Source organism: Atopobium fossor DSM 15642 (assembly GCF_000483125.1).
GTDB classification, from domain to species: domain Bacteria; phylum Actinomycetota; class Coriobacteriia; order Coriobacteriales; family Atopobiaceae; genus Atopobium; species Atopobium fossor.
Genome location: NZ_KI519553.1, coordinates 580660 through 598452 on the forward strand (window position 1 = coordinate 580660; position 17793 = coordinate 598452).

13 protein-coding genes and 1 tRNA gene are annotated in these 17793 nt (G+C 45.6%); all 14 read left to right on the forward strand.

Annotation, left to right across the window (positions count from 1 at the left end):
• Nucleotides 1-81 precede the first annotated feature (81 nt).
• A complete protein-coding gene (gene leuS, locus G469_RS0105415) occupies nucleotides 82-2661 on the forward strand; it encodes a leucine--tRNA ligase (RefSeq protein ID WP_051353792.1) in 2580 nt (859 codons plus the stop codon).
• A gap of 40 nt (nucleotides 2662-2701) precedes the next feature.
• Nucleotides 2702-4003, forward strand: a complete 1302-nt coding sequence (locus G469_RS0105420; protein ID WP_028264178.1) for a PASTA domain-containing protein — start codon at nucleotides 2702-2704, stop codon at nucleotides 4001-4003.
• A 177-nt stretch (nucleotides 4004-4180) separates the two neighbouring features.
• Nucleotides 4181-4687 (forward strand): ribosome maturation factor RimP, encoded by a 507-nt coding sequence (locus G469_RS0105425; RefSeq protein ID WP_028264179.1) that lies wholly within the window; start codon nucleotides 4181-4183, stop codon nucleotides 4685-4687.
• 12 nt (nucleotides 4688-4699) lie between these two features.
• Entirely contained in the window at nucleotides 4700-5965 is a 1266-nt protein-coding gene (nusA, locus tag G469_RS0105430) for a transcription termination factor NusA (RefSeq protein WP_028264180.1), read from the forward strand.
• A 48-nt stretch (nucleotides 5966-6013) separates the two neighbouring features.
• Nucleotides 6014-8650 (forward strand): translation initiation factor IF-2, encoded by a 2637-nt coding sequence (gene infB / locus G469_RS0105435; protein ID WP_028264181.1) that lies wholly within the window; start codon nucleotides 6014-6016, stop codon nucleotides 8648-8650.
• 26 nt (nucleotides 8651-8676) lie between these two features.
• Nucleotides 8677-9093 carry a 30S ribosome-binding factor RbfA gene (rbfA, locus tag G469_RS0105440; RefSeq protein ID WP_028264182.1) on the forward strand — a complete coding sequence of 139 codons (417 nt, stop codon included), beginning with the start codon at nucleotides 8677-8679 and terminating at the stop codon, nucleotides 9091-9093.
• The gene (locus tag G469_RS0105445; protein ID WP_028264183.1) at nucleotides 9093-10109 is read left to right on the forward strand and encodes a DHH family phosphoesterase; all 1017 of its coding nucleotides are present in this window, start codon (nucleotides 9093-9095) and stop codon (nucleotides 10107-10109) included. The genes rbfA and G469_RS0105445 overlap by 1 nt, the downstream gene beginning before the upstream one ends.
• 12 nt (nucleotides 10110-10121) lie before the next feature.
• Nucleotides 10122-11102, forward strand: a complete 981-nt coding sequence (truB, locus tag G469_RS0105450) for a tRNA pseudouridine(55) synthase TruB (RefSeq protein WP_028264184.1) — start codon at nucleotides 10122-10124, stop codon at nucleotides 11100-11102.
• A complete protein-coding gene (gene ribF, locus G469_RS0105455; protein WP_028264185.1) occupies nucleotides 11084-12130 on the forward strand; it encodes a riboflavin biosynthesis protein RibF in 1047 nt (348 codons plus the stop codon). The genes truB and ribF overlap by 19 nt, the downstream gene beginning before the upstream one ends.
• Nucleotides 12130-14088, forward strand: a complete 1959-nt coding sequence (dnaG, locus tag G469_RS0105460; RefSeq protein ID WP_028264186.1) for a DNA primase — start codon at nucleotides 12130-12132, stop codon at nucleotides 14086-14088. Before ribF ends, dnaG begins: the two co-directional genes overlap by 1 nt.
• 32 nt (nucleotides 14089-14120) lie before the next feature.
• Nucleotides 14121-15479: an RNA polymerase sigma factor RpoD gene (rpoD, locus tag G469_RS0105465; RefSeq protein ID WP_028264187.1), complete on the forward strand. Its 1359-nt coding sequence runs from the start codon at nucleotides 14121-14123 to the stop codon at nucleotides 15477-15479.
• A gap of 73 nt (nucleotides 15480-15552) precedes the next feature.
• A tRNA-Asn gene (locus G469_RS0105470) sits at nucleotides 15553-15627 on the forward strand.
• 214 nt (nucleotides 15628-15841) lie between these two features.
• Nucleotides 15842-16672: an ABC transporter permease gene (locus tag G469_RS0105475; RefSeq protein WP_028264188.1), complete on the forward strand. Its 831-nt coding sequence runs from the start codon at nucleotides 15842-15844 to the stop codon at nucleotides 16670-16672.
• 14 nt (nucleotides 16673-16686) lie between these two features.
• A complete protein-coding gene (locus G469_RS09200) occupies nucleotides 16687-17793 on the forward strand; it encodes an ABC transporter ATP-binding protein (protein ID WP_084522315.1) in 1107 nt (368 codons plus the stop codon).

Below are 17793 nucleotides of genomic sequence, written 5' to 3' on the forward strand. Positions count from 1 at the left end.
CAAACCTTTGAGGTGTTGTTTTTATTTTTTTTCAACTAGGCTAAACTTTATAGCTATCTAACTAAAACGAGGGGAGTCCACGTGGCAGACGTTAGCACCATAGATGAGAACAATTCCGCCATCCCTTGGTATGATGCCAAGGAGATTGAAGCTAAATGGCAAAAGGTTTGGGAAGCCAAGAAAACCTTTAAGGCTTCCGATGAGTCTGAGCGCCCTAAAAAGTACGTGCTCGAGATGTTTCCTTATCCCTCAGGTGACCTGCATATGGGACATGCACGTAATTATTCCATCGGTGATGCTATGGCTCGTCAGGCACATATGCGAGGCTACGATGTGTTGCATCCCATTGGTTTTGATGCCTTTGGTTTACCTGCAGAAAATGCTGCCATTAAGCATAATACTCAAGCTGCAAAATGGACTTATCAAAATATTGCCCAGGCTGTGGAGACCATGCATCGCATGGGTTTCTCGTATGACTACGATCGCATGTTTAACACTTGTGACCCCGAATATTATCGTTGGGGTCAGTGGATGTTTATTAAGATGTGGGAAAAAGGCCTAGCCTATCGTGCTACAAGCCCGGTTAACTGGTGTCCTAACTGCAAGACTGTTCTTGCAAATGAACAGGTTGTAGATGGTAAGTGCTGGCGCTGTGGATCTATCCCGGAGAAGCGCAATTTGTCTCAGTGGTATCTCAAGATTACCGATTACGCTCAAGAGCTGTTGGATGATTTGGACAAGCTCGATGGTTGGCCAGAAAATGTTAAAGCGCAGCAACGTAACTGGATTGGTCGTTCTGAGGGTGCAGAGATTGATTTTACCCTTGCAGACATAGACGGAGTAACGCCTACCAATCAAAAAATCACTGTTTTTACTACTCGTGCAGATACAATCTTTGGCGTAAGCTTCCTTGTGCTTCCCCCAGAGAGTGAGTTAGCCGCTCAGTTGGTTGCTGGCACACAGTACGAAGAGGCTTATCTTGAACTCAAGACAGCTACCGATAAAATTTCCAGTGTAGATCGTCAAGGCTCCAATCTGGAAAAAAATGGTGTCTTTACTGGTCGCTATGTCATTAATCCGATTAATGGACGCCCCGCACCTATTTGGATTGCTAATTATGTCTTGCTCGATTACGGCACAGGTGCTGTTATGGGTGTCCCCTGCGGTGATCAGCGTGATTTTGATTTTGCAAAGAAATATAACCTAGAGATTGCTCCCATTATTTGTACCGAGGAAGACCCTCTGTATGAACAGCTTAAAGATGAAAAGGATTTGCGTGTAACCTCTGTAGACTGGGAAAGTGCCATGGCTGCTGAGGGCTATCTTATTCAATCTGGTGATTTTACTGGTCTTAAGGGTGGCAAGCATTCTGAGGCCGTAGATGCTATTACCAAGTGGCTTGAGAATAACAATTGTGGGCGTCCAAAGGTACAATTCCGCCTGCGTGATTGGCTCATTTCTCGCCAGCGTTATTGGGGCAATCCCATTCCCATGATTCATTGTGATGATTGTGGAGATGTCCCAGTGCCAGAGAAAGACCTTCCTGTACTGCTTCCTCAAAATCTAGATTTAGGTGCAGGGGAGACCTTGGCTCAAAATGCAGAATTCTACCAAACCACCTGTCCTATATGTGGTAAACCTGCCAAACGCATTACAGATACTATGGACACTTTTACTTGTTCCAGTTGGTATTTTATGCGTTATACCGATCCTCACAATGATATGCTTCCGTATGCTCGTGACAAGGTCAATCATTGGATGCCAGTAGACAACTACATTGGTGGTATTGAACACGCTATTTTGCACCTATTGTATTCTCGCTTCTGGACCAAAGTAGCGCGTGACTTAGACTTGATTGATGTAGATGAACCCTTTACAAACTTGCTTACGCAAGGCATGGTTAAGGATGCTCATGGTGAGACCATGTCTAAATCTAAGGGAAATGTTGTTCCTCCTTCAAGTGTTATCGATCCATACGGTGCCGATACCATGCGTCTGGCTATTCTCTTTATCGCTCCTCCCGAGAAGGACTTTGACTGGGATGAAGAGGCTGTTGGAGGTGCAAATCGCTTCATCAAGCGCGCCTGGCGCATTGTTTGGGGTCTCACTCAGTCTGCAAACTTTGATGCCAAGATAGAGTTGAACGGTTTAGATGAAAAATCCGCAGAGCTTAATCGTGTCTTGCATGAGTTAGGTATTCGCTGCACCAATGATTATGATCGAGGGCAGTTTAATACCGCTATTTCTGCCGTTATGGAGCTGGTAAATGCGGCAAGTAAATATCTGGTAGACACTGAGAATACACCTCAGAATCGAGATGCTGCATTATGTGCGCTTGTCGCACGCGATATTGTGGCTATGCTTGCTCCCATTTGTCCTCACTGGGCAGAAGAGCTCTATCATGAGGCATTTGGATTTAGTACTTCTGTGTATGATGAGGCTTGGCCCGAGTTTGATGAGGCGCAAACTATTGCTGCAACTCAAGAGATTGTTGTACAAATTATGGGTAAGCTTCGTGCCCGTATTGATGTTCCCACCAGCGCAACAAAGGAACAGATGCAACAGCAGGCTCAAGAAGCAGTTGCGCAGTTGCTTGATGGCAAGCAGATTGTTAAGGTAATTGTTGTACCACATAAGTTGGTAAACTTCGTAACTAAATAAGTGTTTGAGTATCACATAATGTGTATGTAACGGAGGAAGTATGCTGTGTCCAAATTGTTCACATGACTTTGGAGATGGCATACTTCCTGTTCGTTGTCCCGAGTGTGGGCATAGTTTAGCAAATCTTTCTGATAATCCTGATGTGGTAGAGGGTGCCAAACAGGCTGCAGAGCGTAAAAGGCTGCTGCGTGGCTCAGCTACTATTGAGCATCAAAAGCATCCGTGGGATGGTCATAGTAAGGCATTTGGTTTTGGTATTCTTTCACTGGCCATCATTATTATCTTGTTTTTACTATGGCACCTACAGGCCTGTGGCGGTGTTTCTCCTAGTAATGTGATTGGTTGGCGTTTGGAACGTGCGCAAATAGCATTGGAGCAAAAAGGTTTCAAAGTAACAACCTCAGAGGAGTTTGACGACGGTGAACCTGGTTTTGTTTTGAGTATGAGTCCAAATGCATCGGTTCGTCTTGCTCCTGGTACAACTATTAAGCTTGTCATTTCTAAACCTCGTATCATGCCAGATATTGTTGGCAAAACAAAAGATGAGGCAAAAAAGCTTTTGGATGAAGCTGGACTAAGCTATGAATTTATAGATGTTGTTAGTGATGAAGGAGAAAACGTTGTCTTGTCTGCAAATATTGCAGCAGGAAATAAAGTTTCTTCTAAAAATAAAATCAAGGTTGAAGTATCCAAGAGCTTGACGGTACCTGATGTCATTAATAAATCAGAAGCGGATGCTACTAATACTCTTACCATGGCACAACTTAAAGCTAAGGTAGTTCATGTGGCAGTAACTGCAGATCAAAAAGAGGGTGTTGTGGTATCAGTAGATCCCGGTGTTGGCACCGCGGTAGCAAAAGATGCAGTTATTACTATTTCTGTTACACAAAGTTATATTAAGAAACTCGAAGATAGTTCCAAAGAAATTGTAACAGCTGTATATAGTGGAAGTCCTGCATCTGATGGCTATGCCTGCGGCGGCGTAATTAAGCAGTATGTGGATGATTCTGTAATCATAGGAGGAACCTCAGCTGCAAGTGCTTCCAATAAAGATGTATATTATGCGCTTGTTAAAAATGGCAAATCACTTCCTTGGGGAGTAGATCAAAAGTTGGGTACCTTACCCCGTACACTTACAAGCATCGATAGCCTTACGGGTGATGATATGGGTAAAGTGAGTGTGACAGTTACCGTACAATGGGACTGGTCGTCTTTGGGGGGAGAGTATTCAGGCGTTACCTCTACGGATACACACAATGTTACGTTGAATTTTAACAAAGACGGTAAGCTGACTAGTTTTTATGATCCTCAAGCAGATATGCCATCCTACACAGTAAGCTAGGTAGTAAATCCAATTTCCTTGTAGGACTCGTGTTGATTGCAGCTATTGGCTGCTTAGCTTGATAAAAGCTATGTAGATAGGTATATTTATCTATTGATATGAAGTTTGATTGTTAAGGAAGTGGGGTGCACGTTGGGCCCCGCTTCTTTCTTGTATGTATGCAGGAAGGAGGGCGCTATGGTTAACGAGGCAGTTGTTGCACGAATTATTGAAGTTTTGGAGCAAGCAGGAGAACAAAACAATATTGACATTGTGGATGTTGAGGTTGTGGGGGCTACTAAAAACCCAACCGTTCGCGTGCGCATTGATCATCTTGATATAGAAGCACAGTCTATTTCTTTGGATGAGGTAGCAGCTCATACTGGTTGGATAGGAGATCTTATCGATCAGATAGATCCATTCCCCGATGCATTTACCCTTGAGGTTTCTTCTCCGGGTCTTTCTCGTCCTTTGCGTCGTGCCAAGGATTTTGAACGCTTTGCTGGTAATACGGTAGCACTTAGCACTAATGCTCATGAAGGACGCCGCCGTTTTACAGGTGAGCTAGTGGGCATGGAGCACGAGAAGGTTGTGTTGTTGTGCGATGGTGAGCGTTACGAGTTTGCATTAGATGAGATTAATCGTTGCACCATTAAGCCCGATTTTGATTTTAAGTCTTCTTCGTCTAAGACCAAGAATAAGTAGTTAGGGGAGATCATGGCATCAGAAATGATGGAAGCATTGATGACGCTTTGCCAAGAAAAGCATATCGATCAGCTGTATCTATTAGATCGCTTGGAGCAGTCTTTGGCAAAAAGCTATGCTGATGTTATGCACTTGATTGATGGCGCTAAGGTAACTATTGATCGTGCAACAGGCAAGATTTACGTGTATAAGCTTGTTCCCCGTGAGGAATCTTGGGATGATGAGACTGGCTTATATACCGAGTTTGATGAGGTGGACGTTACACCTGAGGATACCAGTCGTATTGCTGCTCAGCATGCAAAGATTGAGATTAATAACATTGTTCGCAACGCTGCTCGTCAGCAAATTTATGAGGAGTTCTCCGAGCGTATTGGTGACATTATCAATTGTACTGTTTTGCAGATTACAAATGATTTCACTATCGTAAAGATTCGTGAGGGCGTCGAGGCAGAGCTTCCATATTTTGATATTCGTCGTAATCCTGAAGAGCGCAATGAGCGTCCTGCGGGTGAGCGTTACGTTCACAACCAGCGCCTTAAGGCCATTATTGTGGATGTCCGTGATCCATCTAATACCGCAGCTCCTGTTCGTGGTGAGCACGTACGTCCTTCCATTGTGGTAAGTCGTACGCATCCTGATTTGATTCGCCGTCTCTTTGAAGCTGAAGTTCCCGAGATTTACGAAGGAATTGTAGAGATTCGTTCTATTGCTCGTGAGCCAGGTGCTCGCTCTAAGATTGCCGTGTATTCCGCAGATGAGCATCTTGATCCTGTGGGCGCCTGCGTTGGACCTAAGGGAAGCCGTGTTCGCGCCGTTGTAGGTGAGCTGCATGGTGAGCGTGTAGATGTTGTCTTGTGGAGTGATGACCCTACTAAGTGTGTGGCAAACGCTTTGTCTCCCGCTAAGGTCAGTCGTGTTGTAGTAGATCCAGAAACAAATTATGCAACAGTTATTGTTCCTGATGATCAACTATCCTTGGCAATTGGTAAGGAGGGTCAGAACGCTCGTTTGGCTGCTCGTCTTACTGGCTTGCATATTGATATTAAGAATGAATCTTTGGCAGCTAACCTGTTGGCGGGTATGCCTGCACAAGTTGCTCCTCAGACAGAAGAGCTTCTCGATGAGGTGGATGAAGAGCATCGCTGTGAGTATGTCTCTCCATCAGGTATTCAGTGTCGTAACATGGCTCGTCCTGGTTCTCGTTTTTGTGGTGTCCACGAACGCATGACTTCGATGGATGATGTTGAGGTTTCTGACGATCCAGATTCTCTGATTTAGTCCGGGCTTTGCCCTGTAGGTTTTAAAGATGTTAGGGAGGTAGAGTCCATGGCTAAGATTCGAGTACATGACCTTGCCAAAGAGTATGGTATGACCAGCAAAGAGATGTTGGGGCACCTAAAGGAAATGAAGATTCCTGCTTCTTCGGCTTCGTCTTCATTGGAAGATGCGTACTTGTCTATGGTGCGCAAGAAACTTGCACCTATTATGGAAGCACGTGCGGCGGAGATTGAAGCAGCAAAAGCTGCTGAGGCTGCTGCAAAGGCTCAGGAAGAAGCTGCTGCAAAGGCTCAGGCTGAAGCAGAGCGTTTAGCTGCAGAACAACGTCGTGCAGCTGAGCGCGCAGAGGAAGAAAAGCGTCGTGCGGCTGAGCAGGCAGAGAAAGATCGCATTGCTGCCGAGAAAGCAGAGGCCGAGCGTAAGGCTGCAGAAGAGGCTGAGAAAAACCGTATAAAGGATACTGCTCCTAAGGCAGTTCCTTCTATGACAAGTCTGCTTGACCAAATTGCAGCTCAGCAGAAGGTTTTGGAACAACAGAAAACCGAAGAGTCTAGTGCAAAAAAACAGCGTTCGGCTGCAAAGAAGGAAGGTGGCCGACGCAATAATCGTCGCAAGGCCGCTCCTACAGAAAACACTTCTGAAGATGTGGCTGCAGCACAGGCTCAGGCCGAAGCAGAGTCTAGTAACTCAAAGCGTAGTCGCAGTCGCAAAGCGCATCATGAGCAAGAGGAAGATCGCTACACGCGCATGGCTCGTGAGGCAGAAGAATACAACCGCGATCATGTATTAGCTGAGGCTCGCGCTGCTGTTGAAGAAGCGAGTAAGGAATCCACGGGTCGTCGTAAGAAGCGCAAGGAGCGTCGCCAGAAGCAAGCAGAAGAGGCTGCGGAGCAGGCGCGTATTGAGCAGGCGCTGGCTAACGACCAGGATCTGTCTCAGTTGGATACTGTTAAAGTACCCCAAGGATCTACGGTAGCCGAACTCGCAGAGCTTCTTGGCGTGCCTGCAAACGATATTATTAAGCGTTTGTTCTTGCTCGGTACACCTCTTACCATGACTCAGTCTATGACTGATGAGCTTATCGAGCTGGTGGCAGATGACTTGGGTGCAGACGTAAAGGTTATGTCTAAGGAGGAGGAGAATTCCTTTACCTTCTATGACGATCCTAAAGATCTACAGCCCAGGCCTCCTGTAGTTACTGTAATGGGCCACGTAGACCATGGTAAAACGTCACTTTTGGATGCTATCCGCCACACTGGTGTTGCTGCTGGTGAGGCTGGTGGTATTACCCAGGCAATTGGCGCATCGCAGGTTACTATTAAAGACCGCACCATTACCTTTATTGATACCCCTGGTCATGAGACCTTTACGGCAATGCGTGCTCGTGGTGCACGTGTAACCGATATTGTTATTTTGATTGTTGCTGCAGATGACGGTGTTATGCCCCAAACTATCGAGTCTATCAATCATGCTAAGGCAGCTGATGTACCCATCATTGTTGCTGTAAACAAGGTTGATAAGCCCGGTGCAGATCCTACTCGTGTTCGCCAAGAGCTTACTGAGTATGGTGTCATTCCTGAGGAGTGGGGCGGCTCCAACATGTTTGTAGACATTTCTGCTAAGCAAAAAATTGGCATTGATGATTTGCTTGAGTCGGTATTGCTTGAGGCTGATGTTTTGGAGCTTAAGGGCAATCCTTCCACCTTTGCTTCTGGTAATGTTCTTGAAGCTAAACTGGATCGCGGTCGTGGTTCTGTTGCCACTGTTCTTGTTACCCGTGGTATGCTGCGTGTTGGCGATGCTTTGGTTGCAGGCATGTCCTTCGGTCGTGTTCGTGCCATGGTAGACTCTAAGGGCAATACGGTTGTAGAAGCTGGTCCTTCTGATGCAGTAGAGATTTTAGGTCTACAAAGTGTACCTATGGCAGGTGACGAGTTCCGCGTATTCCCCGATGAGCGTGATGCACGTGATTTGGCAGATCAACGTGCTCTTAAAGCTCGCATCGAAGAGCAAAATCGCGTCAAGCATGTTACGCTGGAGAACCTCTTTGATACTATGGCAGATGCTGAGGTCAAGGAACTCAACCTCATTATTAAGGCCGACGTTCAGGGTTCCATTGAGGCACTTCAAGACTCTTTGGATAAGATGGATCAATCTGAGGTTCGCATTAATACCATTCACTCTGCTGTGGGTGCTATTACCGAAACTGATGTTGTTCTAGCAGATGCATCTAACGCCATTATTATTGGCTTTGGTGTTCGTCCTGAAGCAAAGGCGCGTACCGCTGCCGAGCGCCAGGGTGTTGAGATTCGTTCCTACAGCGTCATTTATAAAGCAATTGAGGATATTGATGCGGCACGTATTGGTATGCTCAAACCTACCGAGCAGGAAGTTCAGACGGGTACCGCCGAGGTCCGTGATACGTTTAAGGTTCCTAAGGTTGGTATTGCTGCAGGTTGCATGATTATTGAAGGTGAGATTGCGCGCGAAGACCAGGTACGTTTGGTGCGCGACGGTATTGTTGTCTTTGATGGTAAGATTGCTTCCCTGCGTCGTTTCAAGGACGACGTTAAGAGTGTTAAATCTGGCTTCGAATGCGGTATTGGTCTTGAGAACTACCAGGATATTCACCCAGGCGATCTTATCGAGGGTTACAAGATTGTCCAGGTTGCCCGTACCGAGTAGTACGGTCGCACCGTTAAGGAGCAGCTATGAAGCAGAATCAGAGCTCAAGGCACACAAATGAGATTGCGCGTGAAAAGCTTGCAAGTATTCTGATGTTCGAGATTTCTGACCCTGACCTCACGCTCGTAACCATCACGGGCGTAGAGGTCTCGGTTGATCGTTCATTCATGCGTGTATACGTTACATGTGAACCCGATTCCTATGAGAGGACGCTTATGGCCTTCAATCGCGCAAAGGGACGTATTCGTTCTTTGCTCGGTCGGAGTTTGGGCTGGCGTGTTACACCGGAGCTTGCGTTTACTATCGATAACACAACGGATGAGGCGGACCGTATTGCGCGTGCTTTGGAACAGGTACCTCCTACATTATCTGTTGAGAAGGACGAGGAGGGCTATCCTATTGTGGATGATGCCAATACGTCTGTTGATGAAGGAGATGCGTAGTGGCACCTCACTACAGCGAATCTTTTTCCGCACAGCCAAAAAAGATTGACGCTATTGCCGAACTTATCGATACAGCGCAAACCATCGTGATTTGCGCCCATACCAACCCTGATGGTGATGCATTGGGGTCTGGTTTGGGCTTGGCTATGCTTATTGAGCGCATGTGGCCTGGTAAAGAGGTTGTAAATCTGCTGGCTGATGATAAGCCTATTCCATCGATTTATAAGTTCTTGCCGCAATCAGAGCGTTTTGTTTTTCCTAGTCAATATACGGGTACTCCAGATTTGTTTTTTATGATTGACCTGCCACACCCTTCGCGTCTTAATCATGCGCAGGAAATTTATGAGCGGGCTTTTAAGCGTGTAACTATTGATCATCATCCGAGTCAAGAATCCTTAGGTGATGTGTGTTTGTCTCGACCCGAGGTAGCTGCAACTGGTGTCTTAATCGCAGAGATGGCTCTTAATCGCAATCTTGTCCTTACCCCTGATATTGCTACCTGTTTGCTGACGGCTATTGTGACGGATACGGGGAGTTTCCAGTATCAAAATGCAGATTCTGAGGCATTTGAAATTGCAAGCTTACTGGTGGATGCGGGTGCGGATCCTGCAGTTATTTCTCTGAATGTTTATCAGAGTTTCAGACTTGAGTATTTGCATCTGGCATCTTTGGTTATGGGTCGTATTAAAACATATGATAATGGGCGTATTGCGTACAGCTATGCGACACAACAAGATTTTGCTGCTACAGGTGCCTTACTTGAGGAAGGCGAAGGTCTTATCGATATTGTTCGTAGTGTAGCAGGCACGCAGCTCGCGCTGTTTATAAAGCAAGTGGATAGCAATACCGTACGAGGTAACTTACGTTCTAAATCCGATTTGGATGTTTCGCAGGTTGCAAGCAAACTCGGTGGTGGTGGTCATCGTGCAGCAGCTGGTTTTACTTTTAACGGTACGATAGAAGAGGTTTTGGCGCAGGCACTTCCTATGCTCCAGACTTTGTTTGAGGATGAGTAGAGGTTCGCTTAGGTGAAACGTTCTTCATCAGGTTTACATGCACTTTTAGCCATCGATAAACCCTTGGGTATGACAAGTCACGACGTAGTTGGCAAACTGCGTCGTGCTTTGCATGAACGTCGTATTGGTCATGCGGGAACGCTTGATCCTGAGGCTTGTGGCGTGTTGGTTGTGGGCATTGGTCAGGGTACCCGCCTTATGGGTATGCTCACGGCAGAAAGTAAGCGTTATCGGGCACGTATCTGTTTTGGTACACAAACGACTACCGATGACGCTACGGGTGATATTGTTGCTACTGCATCAATTCCGCAGCAGCTTTTTGACAAAAGTTTTGCTCAGCAAGCTCTTAGCTCGCTTGTGGGAGAGCAGGAGCAAGTTCCCCCTGTATATTCAGCTATTTCCATCAATGGTAAGCGTGCATATGATTTAGCGCGCAAGGGTAATACAGTTGAACTTCCGCCTCGCCATATTACTATTCATGAAGCTTCCTTGGTAAGTGTGAGTTCAACTGATCCTTTGATTTGGGATGTGGATATCCATGCTTCTAAGGGAACCTATATTCGAAGTATTGCTCGTGATCTAGGTCTTAAGCTTGGTACCGTTGCACATATTTGTGGTTTATGCCGTACACAAAGCGGTAGCATTTCTATAGATGCTTGTACTGCACTTGAGCAAATCCAAGCTTTGCAAGATCTACCGGAAGAAGAGCGCAAAACAGTGCTACAGAAAAGCTGGATTGATCCTATTTGCGCACTTGGGCATCCCGTGCGTGAGCTTTCTGATGCAGAGATGGAAGATGTTCGGTGTGGTCGTAAGCTTTGGTTGGGTTCAGACTTGCAACAACTGCTTACGGCAGACCATCAGCGTGCAAGTTTGTTATACATCGGAAAGCTTGTTGGTGTGTGGGAGCGTATAGGTAAAAAGCTTGTGTGTGTTGCTAACTTTCCTGATGGTATTGATGGGGTGCGTGGTTCATGCAACAATATCCATTAGATGCCCCAACACTTACGAGGCTTGCGCGACAGTCGTTTGTGCTTGATGGTCCAGAACTTCTTCTTACAGAGCGTCACGCAGATGCACAGGTATTCATCTATAACAAAACATGGAATACTTTAGGGGTTTCCCGTTCATATATAATTGGCGCCTTTGATGGTATGCATACAGGTCATCAAAGCCTGGTGCATGATGCCTGTGTATATGCGCGAACTCACAATACCTTAGCCGTGGCGGTAACCTTTGACCCCGATCCTTCTGCGTTGGTTGCTGATGTGCAACAAACCATGTTGCTTGCAACACAAGATCGTGTGCGCGCTTTAGCAGCAAGTGGTGTGGATGCTGTGGTAGTGCTTAAGTTCACACCAAAGCTCATGCATACAAGCTATCAAGACTTTTGCTCAACGGTATTAGAAGACTTTGGTCACATGGAGTCTTTGCATGTAGGCGTAGATTTTGTGCTTGGAGCTCAGGCGCAAGGCACGGTTGATATGCTCAAAAACCTTGGTGCAGAGAAGGGATTTGCAGTAGTAGGACATCCGCTGGTAGAAGCTCAAATTGGCACGGTAACTGCAACGCGTATCCGTTCGTTGCTTAAGGATGCCAAGCTTGCGACTGCAAATGAGCTACTTGGCCGCTGGCATTTTGTTAGAGGAACGGTTGAATATGGTAGAGGAAAAGGCCGTTCATTTGGCTTTCCAACGGCAAATGTTCGTTGTGACAGCAACTGGTGTTTTCCTGCACAAGGTGTGTATGCATGTATGGTACGTTATAACAATTGTGCGTGGCCAGCAGCAGTAAACGTTGGCGCTCCACCAACCTTCTTGGCAGAACAGCAAGGCTTTTTAGAAGCGCATCTGTTGGGTTTTGAAGGAAATTTGTACGGCAAAGAAGTTGAAGTTTCGTTCATTGAATATTTACGACCATCCAGGAAATTCTCATCGCTTGAGGAGTTGGAAAAAACGGTTGTAGGGAATATCCAATGGGTAGCAACAAATATTGGTAATGCCCCTGTGGAGGTTTATTAGTGATTGACAACAGCGATAAGGAACGCGTGCGTGATGCCACGGATTTTGCTGCCTTAGTTTCTGAAACTGTTGTGCTCAAGCCACGTGGTAATGATTTGTGGGGCTGCTGTCCGTTTCATCAAGAAAAAAGTCCATCATTTAAAATTACCCCCTCTACTGGTTTATGGCATTGTTTTGGCTGTGGTAAGGGTGGCGATATTTTTGATTATGTGTGTGAGCGAGAAAATCTAGATTTTCCAGATGCTATTCGTTTTTTGGCGGATCGAGCAGGTATAGAGCTCAAAGAAGAGCGCAGTGCTGGTCACACAAATGGCCCTAAGCGTAGTCGTTTGATCGAGTGCCTGACGGCTGCCCAGGAATTTTACAATACACAACTTATGCGTGTACGAGGAGATGCGTTCCAAGCCGCACGAAGCTATTTTGCTGGTCGTGGTTTTGGTTCTGCTGTCTGCAAAAAGTGGATGCTTGGCTATGCGCCTGGGCGAGGCGCGTTGGTACAGCAACTGCAACGTCAGGGCTTTAGCAAAGCGGAGATGCAGGCAGCTAACCTTGCAGTGGAGCGAAATGGTCGCTTACAGGATGTATTCTACGACCGAGTTATGTTTCCTATTCACGATGAACTTGGTCGTTGCATTGGTTTTGGCGGTCGCGTTATGAGTGATGCAAAACCCAAATATCTTAATACCCGAGAAACTCCTGTATTTCATAAGGGTAAACATATGTTTGCCTTTGATTATGCTAAGCAAGCTATTACATCTACAGGCATTGCAATTGTGTGTGAGGGTTATACAGATGTAATCGCCATGCATGAAGCTGGCTTTTCCAATGCTGTAGCTGCATTGGGTACCTCTTTTTCTATCGATCACGTAAAAACACTTTCTCGCTTTGCCAAAACTATTATTTGCATGTTTGATGGTGATGTAGCAGGTCAAAAGGCTGCAGAGCGGGCTGTTCAATTTGTAGATAAAACAGAGTCAGATATTCGTTGTGTGGTCCTGCCTAACAACCAAGATCCTGCAGAGTTCTTGGAAGATCATGGTGATGAAGCGCTTCAGACTCAACTTGATGCTTCACGCCAGCTCATAGATTTTGTGTTTGATAAACGTTTGGCTCAGTATGATTTAACAGTGCCAGGCCAGCGTGTTCGTGCATTGGATGATTTAGCGTCTGTGCTTGCTCCTCTCAAGAACTCTTTACTGCTCGATGATTACGCCGCTCGTCTTTCTGACGCATTGGGTATGGATCGTACACAAACCATGCAGCGCATAAAACAGGCTAAACCGCTTGGGGATAGTGCATATGCTACAACTGTTTCCAAAGATGCTGCTCCAACAGCTGCTGCGGGTCATATCACTAGTACCTATCAGCAAGAAAATCTTGAGTATTCTTTTGTGCCAGATGATTATGTGCCTTATGATGACAGCTCTGCTATTCAGGATGTACCTTCTGCAAACAATACGCACTCTGCTTTGGACAATTCGGTTTTATCTGTAGACGACCGTCGTCAAATTGATATTGAGCAGGAATTACTTTCTTATATGGCCGAGAATATCGATAAAGTACGTCCATTTGATATGCAGATTGGTACGTTTACCTGGGCAGATTCTCGGCATGAAGCTATTGCATGGGCCATGCTCGCAACACCAGTTCATACAGCTGCAACTCAGGTGGTTGCTGCTGCACAAACAGCGGTACCAGAGGCTGGTCAAATCTTATCAGCTGGTCGCATGAGCAGAGTGTGGAAGGGAAGCGAGAGTAGCAAACTTACCTTCCTGCTTAATCAAGTCGAATTATTCTCCACCAAACGCAGAATTAGGGAAATTCGTTCTAAGTTGCGTGGTGCAGAGATTAATGAAGAAACAGAAAAGCTTTTCCGTGAGGCTACGCAGCTGCAGCAACACGTAAATGAGCTTAATAAAACACTTTCAAGTCTGTTATCTCCCGACAATAACGGGTAGAATAGAAAAATCCGTGCGTCGAAAGGACTTTTGTGGCCGCTAAAAAGCAAAAAGCCGACGTCAAGCTTTCTGAGGAACTGGCACAAGTTGCTCAAAAGCTTGTAAGTGCTTCTGGTAAGAGTGGAAGCATTACAGAAGATGATATTCAGGTTGCGCTACGCGACATTGATATTGAAGATGATGAACTTTCTGATCTCTACGATGTCGTTCGGGCACATGGTGTGGAAGTAACTACTGCTGGTGATTCTGAGGCAGCAAGTACTTTGATGGATGTGCTGGGCGATACCGATGACGATGATGCTCCCGTTTTTGATGATGACCTTGATGACGAGGATAAGCGTCCTGGTTTGGATGAGGTTAAAATTGCGGATGAGGAGCTTCGTAGTGCTTCTCGCGCAAAGCCTTCTAAAAAACGTACTACTACACGTGCAAAAAAGCGTAGTAAGTCTGACGCATCTACCGTATTGCTTACAGGCGATCCGGTTCGTATGTATCTCAAAGAGATTGGTAAGGTAGACCTTCTTACTGCCGCAGAAGAAGTGCACCTTGCTATGAAGATTGAGGCAGGTTGTGAAGCTGCCGATAAGCTTGAGGCTGCCGAGAATGGCGAGATTGAGCTTACGCGTGCACAAACACGTCGTCTTACCCGTGTTGAGCAGGTGGGCCTTGAGGCTAAGCAGGCTCTGATTAGCGCAAACCTTCGTTTGGTTGTCTCTATTGCTAAGCGTTATGTTGGTCGAGGCATGTTGTTCTTGGATCTTATCCAGGAAGGAAACCTTGGTCTTATTCGTGCCGTAGAGAAGTTTGACTACACCAAGGGCTTTAAGTTTTCTACCTATGCTACCTGGTGGATTCGTCAGGCCATTACACGCGCCATTGCAGATCAAGCTCGTACCATTCGTATTCCTGTACATATGGTAGAAACTATCAATAAGCTTGTACGTGTACAGCGTCAGCTTTTGCAGGATTTAGGTCGTGACCCAACTCCCGAGGAAATTGGTGAGGAAATGGGCATGACAGCAGATCGCGTTCGTGAGATTCAAAAGATTAGCCAAGAGCCCGTCTCTTTGGAGACCCCAATTGGTGAAGAAGAGGATTCTCAATTGGGTGACTTTATCGAGGATGCACAGGCAGTTGCGCCTCCTGATGCAGCTTCTGATTCCATGTTGCATGAGCAGCTCGATCAAGTTCTTGATGGTCTTGCAGATCGTGAGCGTAAGGTTATTAAATTACGCTTTGGTTTAGAAGACGGTCACCCTCGTACCCTTGAGGAAGTGGGTCGTGAGTTTGGTGTAACGCGTGAGCGTATCCGTCAAATTGAGTCCAAGACCTTGGCAAAGTTGCGTCATCCTTCAAGGTCGGGCAAGCTTAAAGACTACATGGAAGAATAGTCCTAAGTTTTTTAAAATAATGCTTGCACACAAGTACGAGTTCGCTATACTTAGTATTCGTTGCTCGCAACATTCCCCGGTGGCGCAGTGGTAGCGCAGCTGACTGTTAATCAGCGTGTCGCAGGTTCGAATCCTGCCCGGGGAGCCATTAACATCACATGAGTCCGCAAAGTGCTTCTTTGTGGACTCTTTTTCTTACTCAAAAAACTTACTCAAAACTTAACATAATAATATAAAAGTCTTACGCCGTTTGTTTGGAATTTCACCATTGATAGCCTGCTCATGGTAGGATTTATAAGAACATAAATACCGTAGGTGACAACCTATCTATGCAGGTTATGAAAGGATTTGGGAACTTAATAGTGAGTACTTCTCAACCTGTAAATGCAGATCAAATTATGAGTGCCAAGGATGCGTGGAACGATCCTTTTAAACGCGACCTTTCTATCTTGGAACAACTTGTTTCCAAGGATTTCAAACTTAAATATCGTCGTAGTATTTTGGGTGTTGCGTGGAGTGTTTTAAACCCTTTACTCATGATGATTGTCATGGCAGCAGTTTTTTCTTCATTCATGCCAAATGCAGATAAAACACTGGGTAATTACCCTCTGTATTTGATTTTGGGTAACACTGCATGGCAGCTGATGGGTGACTCAACTTCTCAAGGTATGGTGTCCATTATTGGTGCTGCGTCTTTACTAAAAAAAGTTAAGGTAAATAGGTTTGTATTTCCTGTGCAAAAAGTACTTTTTGCAATGGTTAACTATGCATTTTCTTTGGTAGCTATTGCCATCGTAATGCTATTTTTCCGCATTCCCTTAACGCCCTTTGCACTGTTTGTTCCCGTCGCACTTTTGTTGTTGGGAATTTTTTCTATTGGCTTGGCCCTTCTGCTTGCAACGCTGTCTGTGTTTTTCCGTGATGTTATCCACCTGTGGAGTGTGTTCATGACAGCGTGGATGTATGCAACACCATTGTTTTACTCCTACAACATACTTCCTGAGTGGATGAAGATTATTGAAAACTTCAACCCCATGTATTGTTATGTAACGCTTATTCGCGATGCGCTTTTGTGGCAACAAATGCCCACTGCTGCCTTGTTGCTTCGCTGTGCTCTCTTTGCTTTTGCAGCACTTGCTCTTGGCTGGATTGTATTTCATAAGAACGAGCATAAGTTTATTCTGTATATCTAGCAGGGGAGTAACTCTTGTCAGACATCACATTACATAAGCCCGAAGGCTGGACCGCTGAACTTCATGTTGAGAAAACCAACATGCTTACGGAAGAAACTACGCTGGTAGAACCCATTATTACCGGAATTAATCCTAAGGAACTGTGGCTTAATTATACGTGGTCATTTGAAGGTCGTTGGGATGAGGGTAATTGGGATTCCGTTTACAATCATACCGGTGAATATACGCAGGATATGTCGTGGACGTTTGAACCACCACATGAAGGGCGCTATCAAATTTTTGTAGACATCAATGACTCTCAAAGTGGAACCATGACGGTTTCTCGTTGGATTACAGTGTCTGCACCAGATGGTTTTAAGCGTCCTGATCTTCCTGCACCAGATGCAGAGACGGTCATTGCTGTAGATGATGTCTCTATGATTTTTAATATTGCTTCCGAGCAGTTTAATTCCCTTAAAGAGTATTTTTTAGCACTTACTAAAGGTGAATTGAGCTTTAAAGAGTTTCGTGCTTTGGATCACATTACCTTTGAAGTTAAACGTGGTGAAGCATTTGGCCTAGTAGGCACCAATGGTTCTGGTAAATCAACCATGCTCAAGATTATTGCGGGTGTGCTTGAGGCTTCTAAGGGAACATGTCGTGTATCGGGTACCATTGCACCGCTTATTGAGCTAGGTGCTGGCTTTGATATGGAACTTACTGCTAAAGAAAATATCTATCTTAACGGTGCTCTTCTCGGCTATAAAAAAGAATTTATCGATACTCATTTTGATGAGATTGTTGAGTTTGCGGAACTTCAGAACTTCATGGATATGCCCCTCAAGAATTATTCTAGTGGCATGGTGGCTCGTATTGCCTTTGCAATTGCAACCATCACTGAACCAGACATTCTTATTGTTGATGAGACGCTTTCGGTTGGTGACTTTTTGTTCCAGCAAAAATGCGAGCGACGCATTAAGGAACTTGTTGAGTCTGAGGGTGTAACCGTTTTGTTGGTGAGCCACAGCATTGATTTAGTGGAGCGCATTTGCGATCGTGTTTGTTGGATCGAGAAGGGCAGGCAGCGAATGCTTGGACCTACCGACGACGTTTGCGAGCAATACAAGCGATTGGAAGCCTAA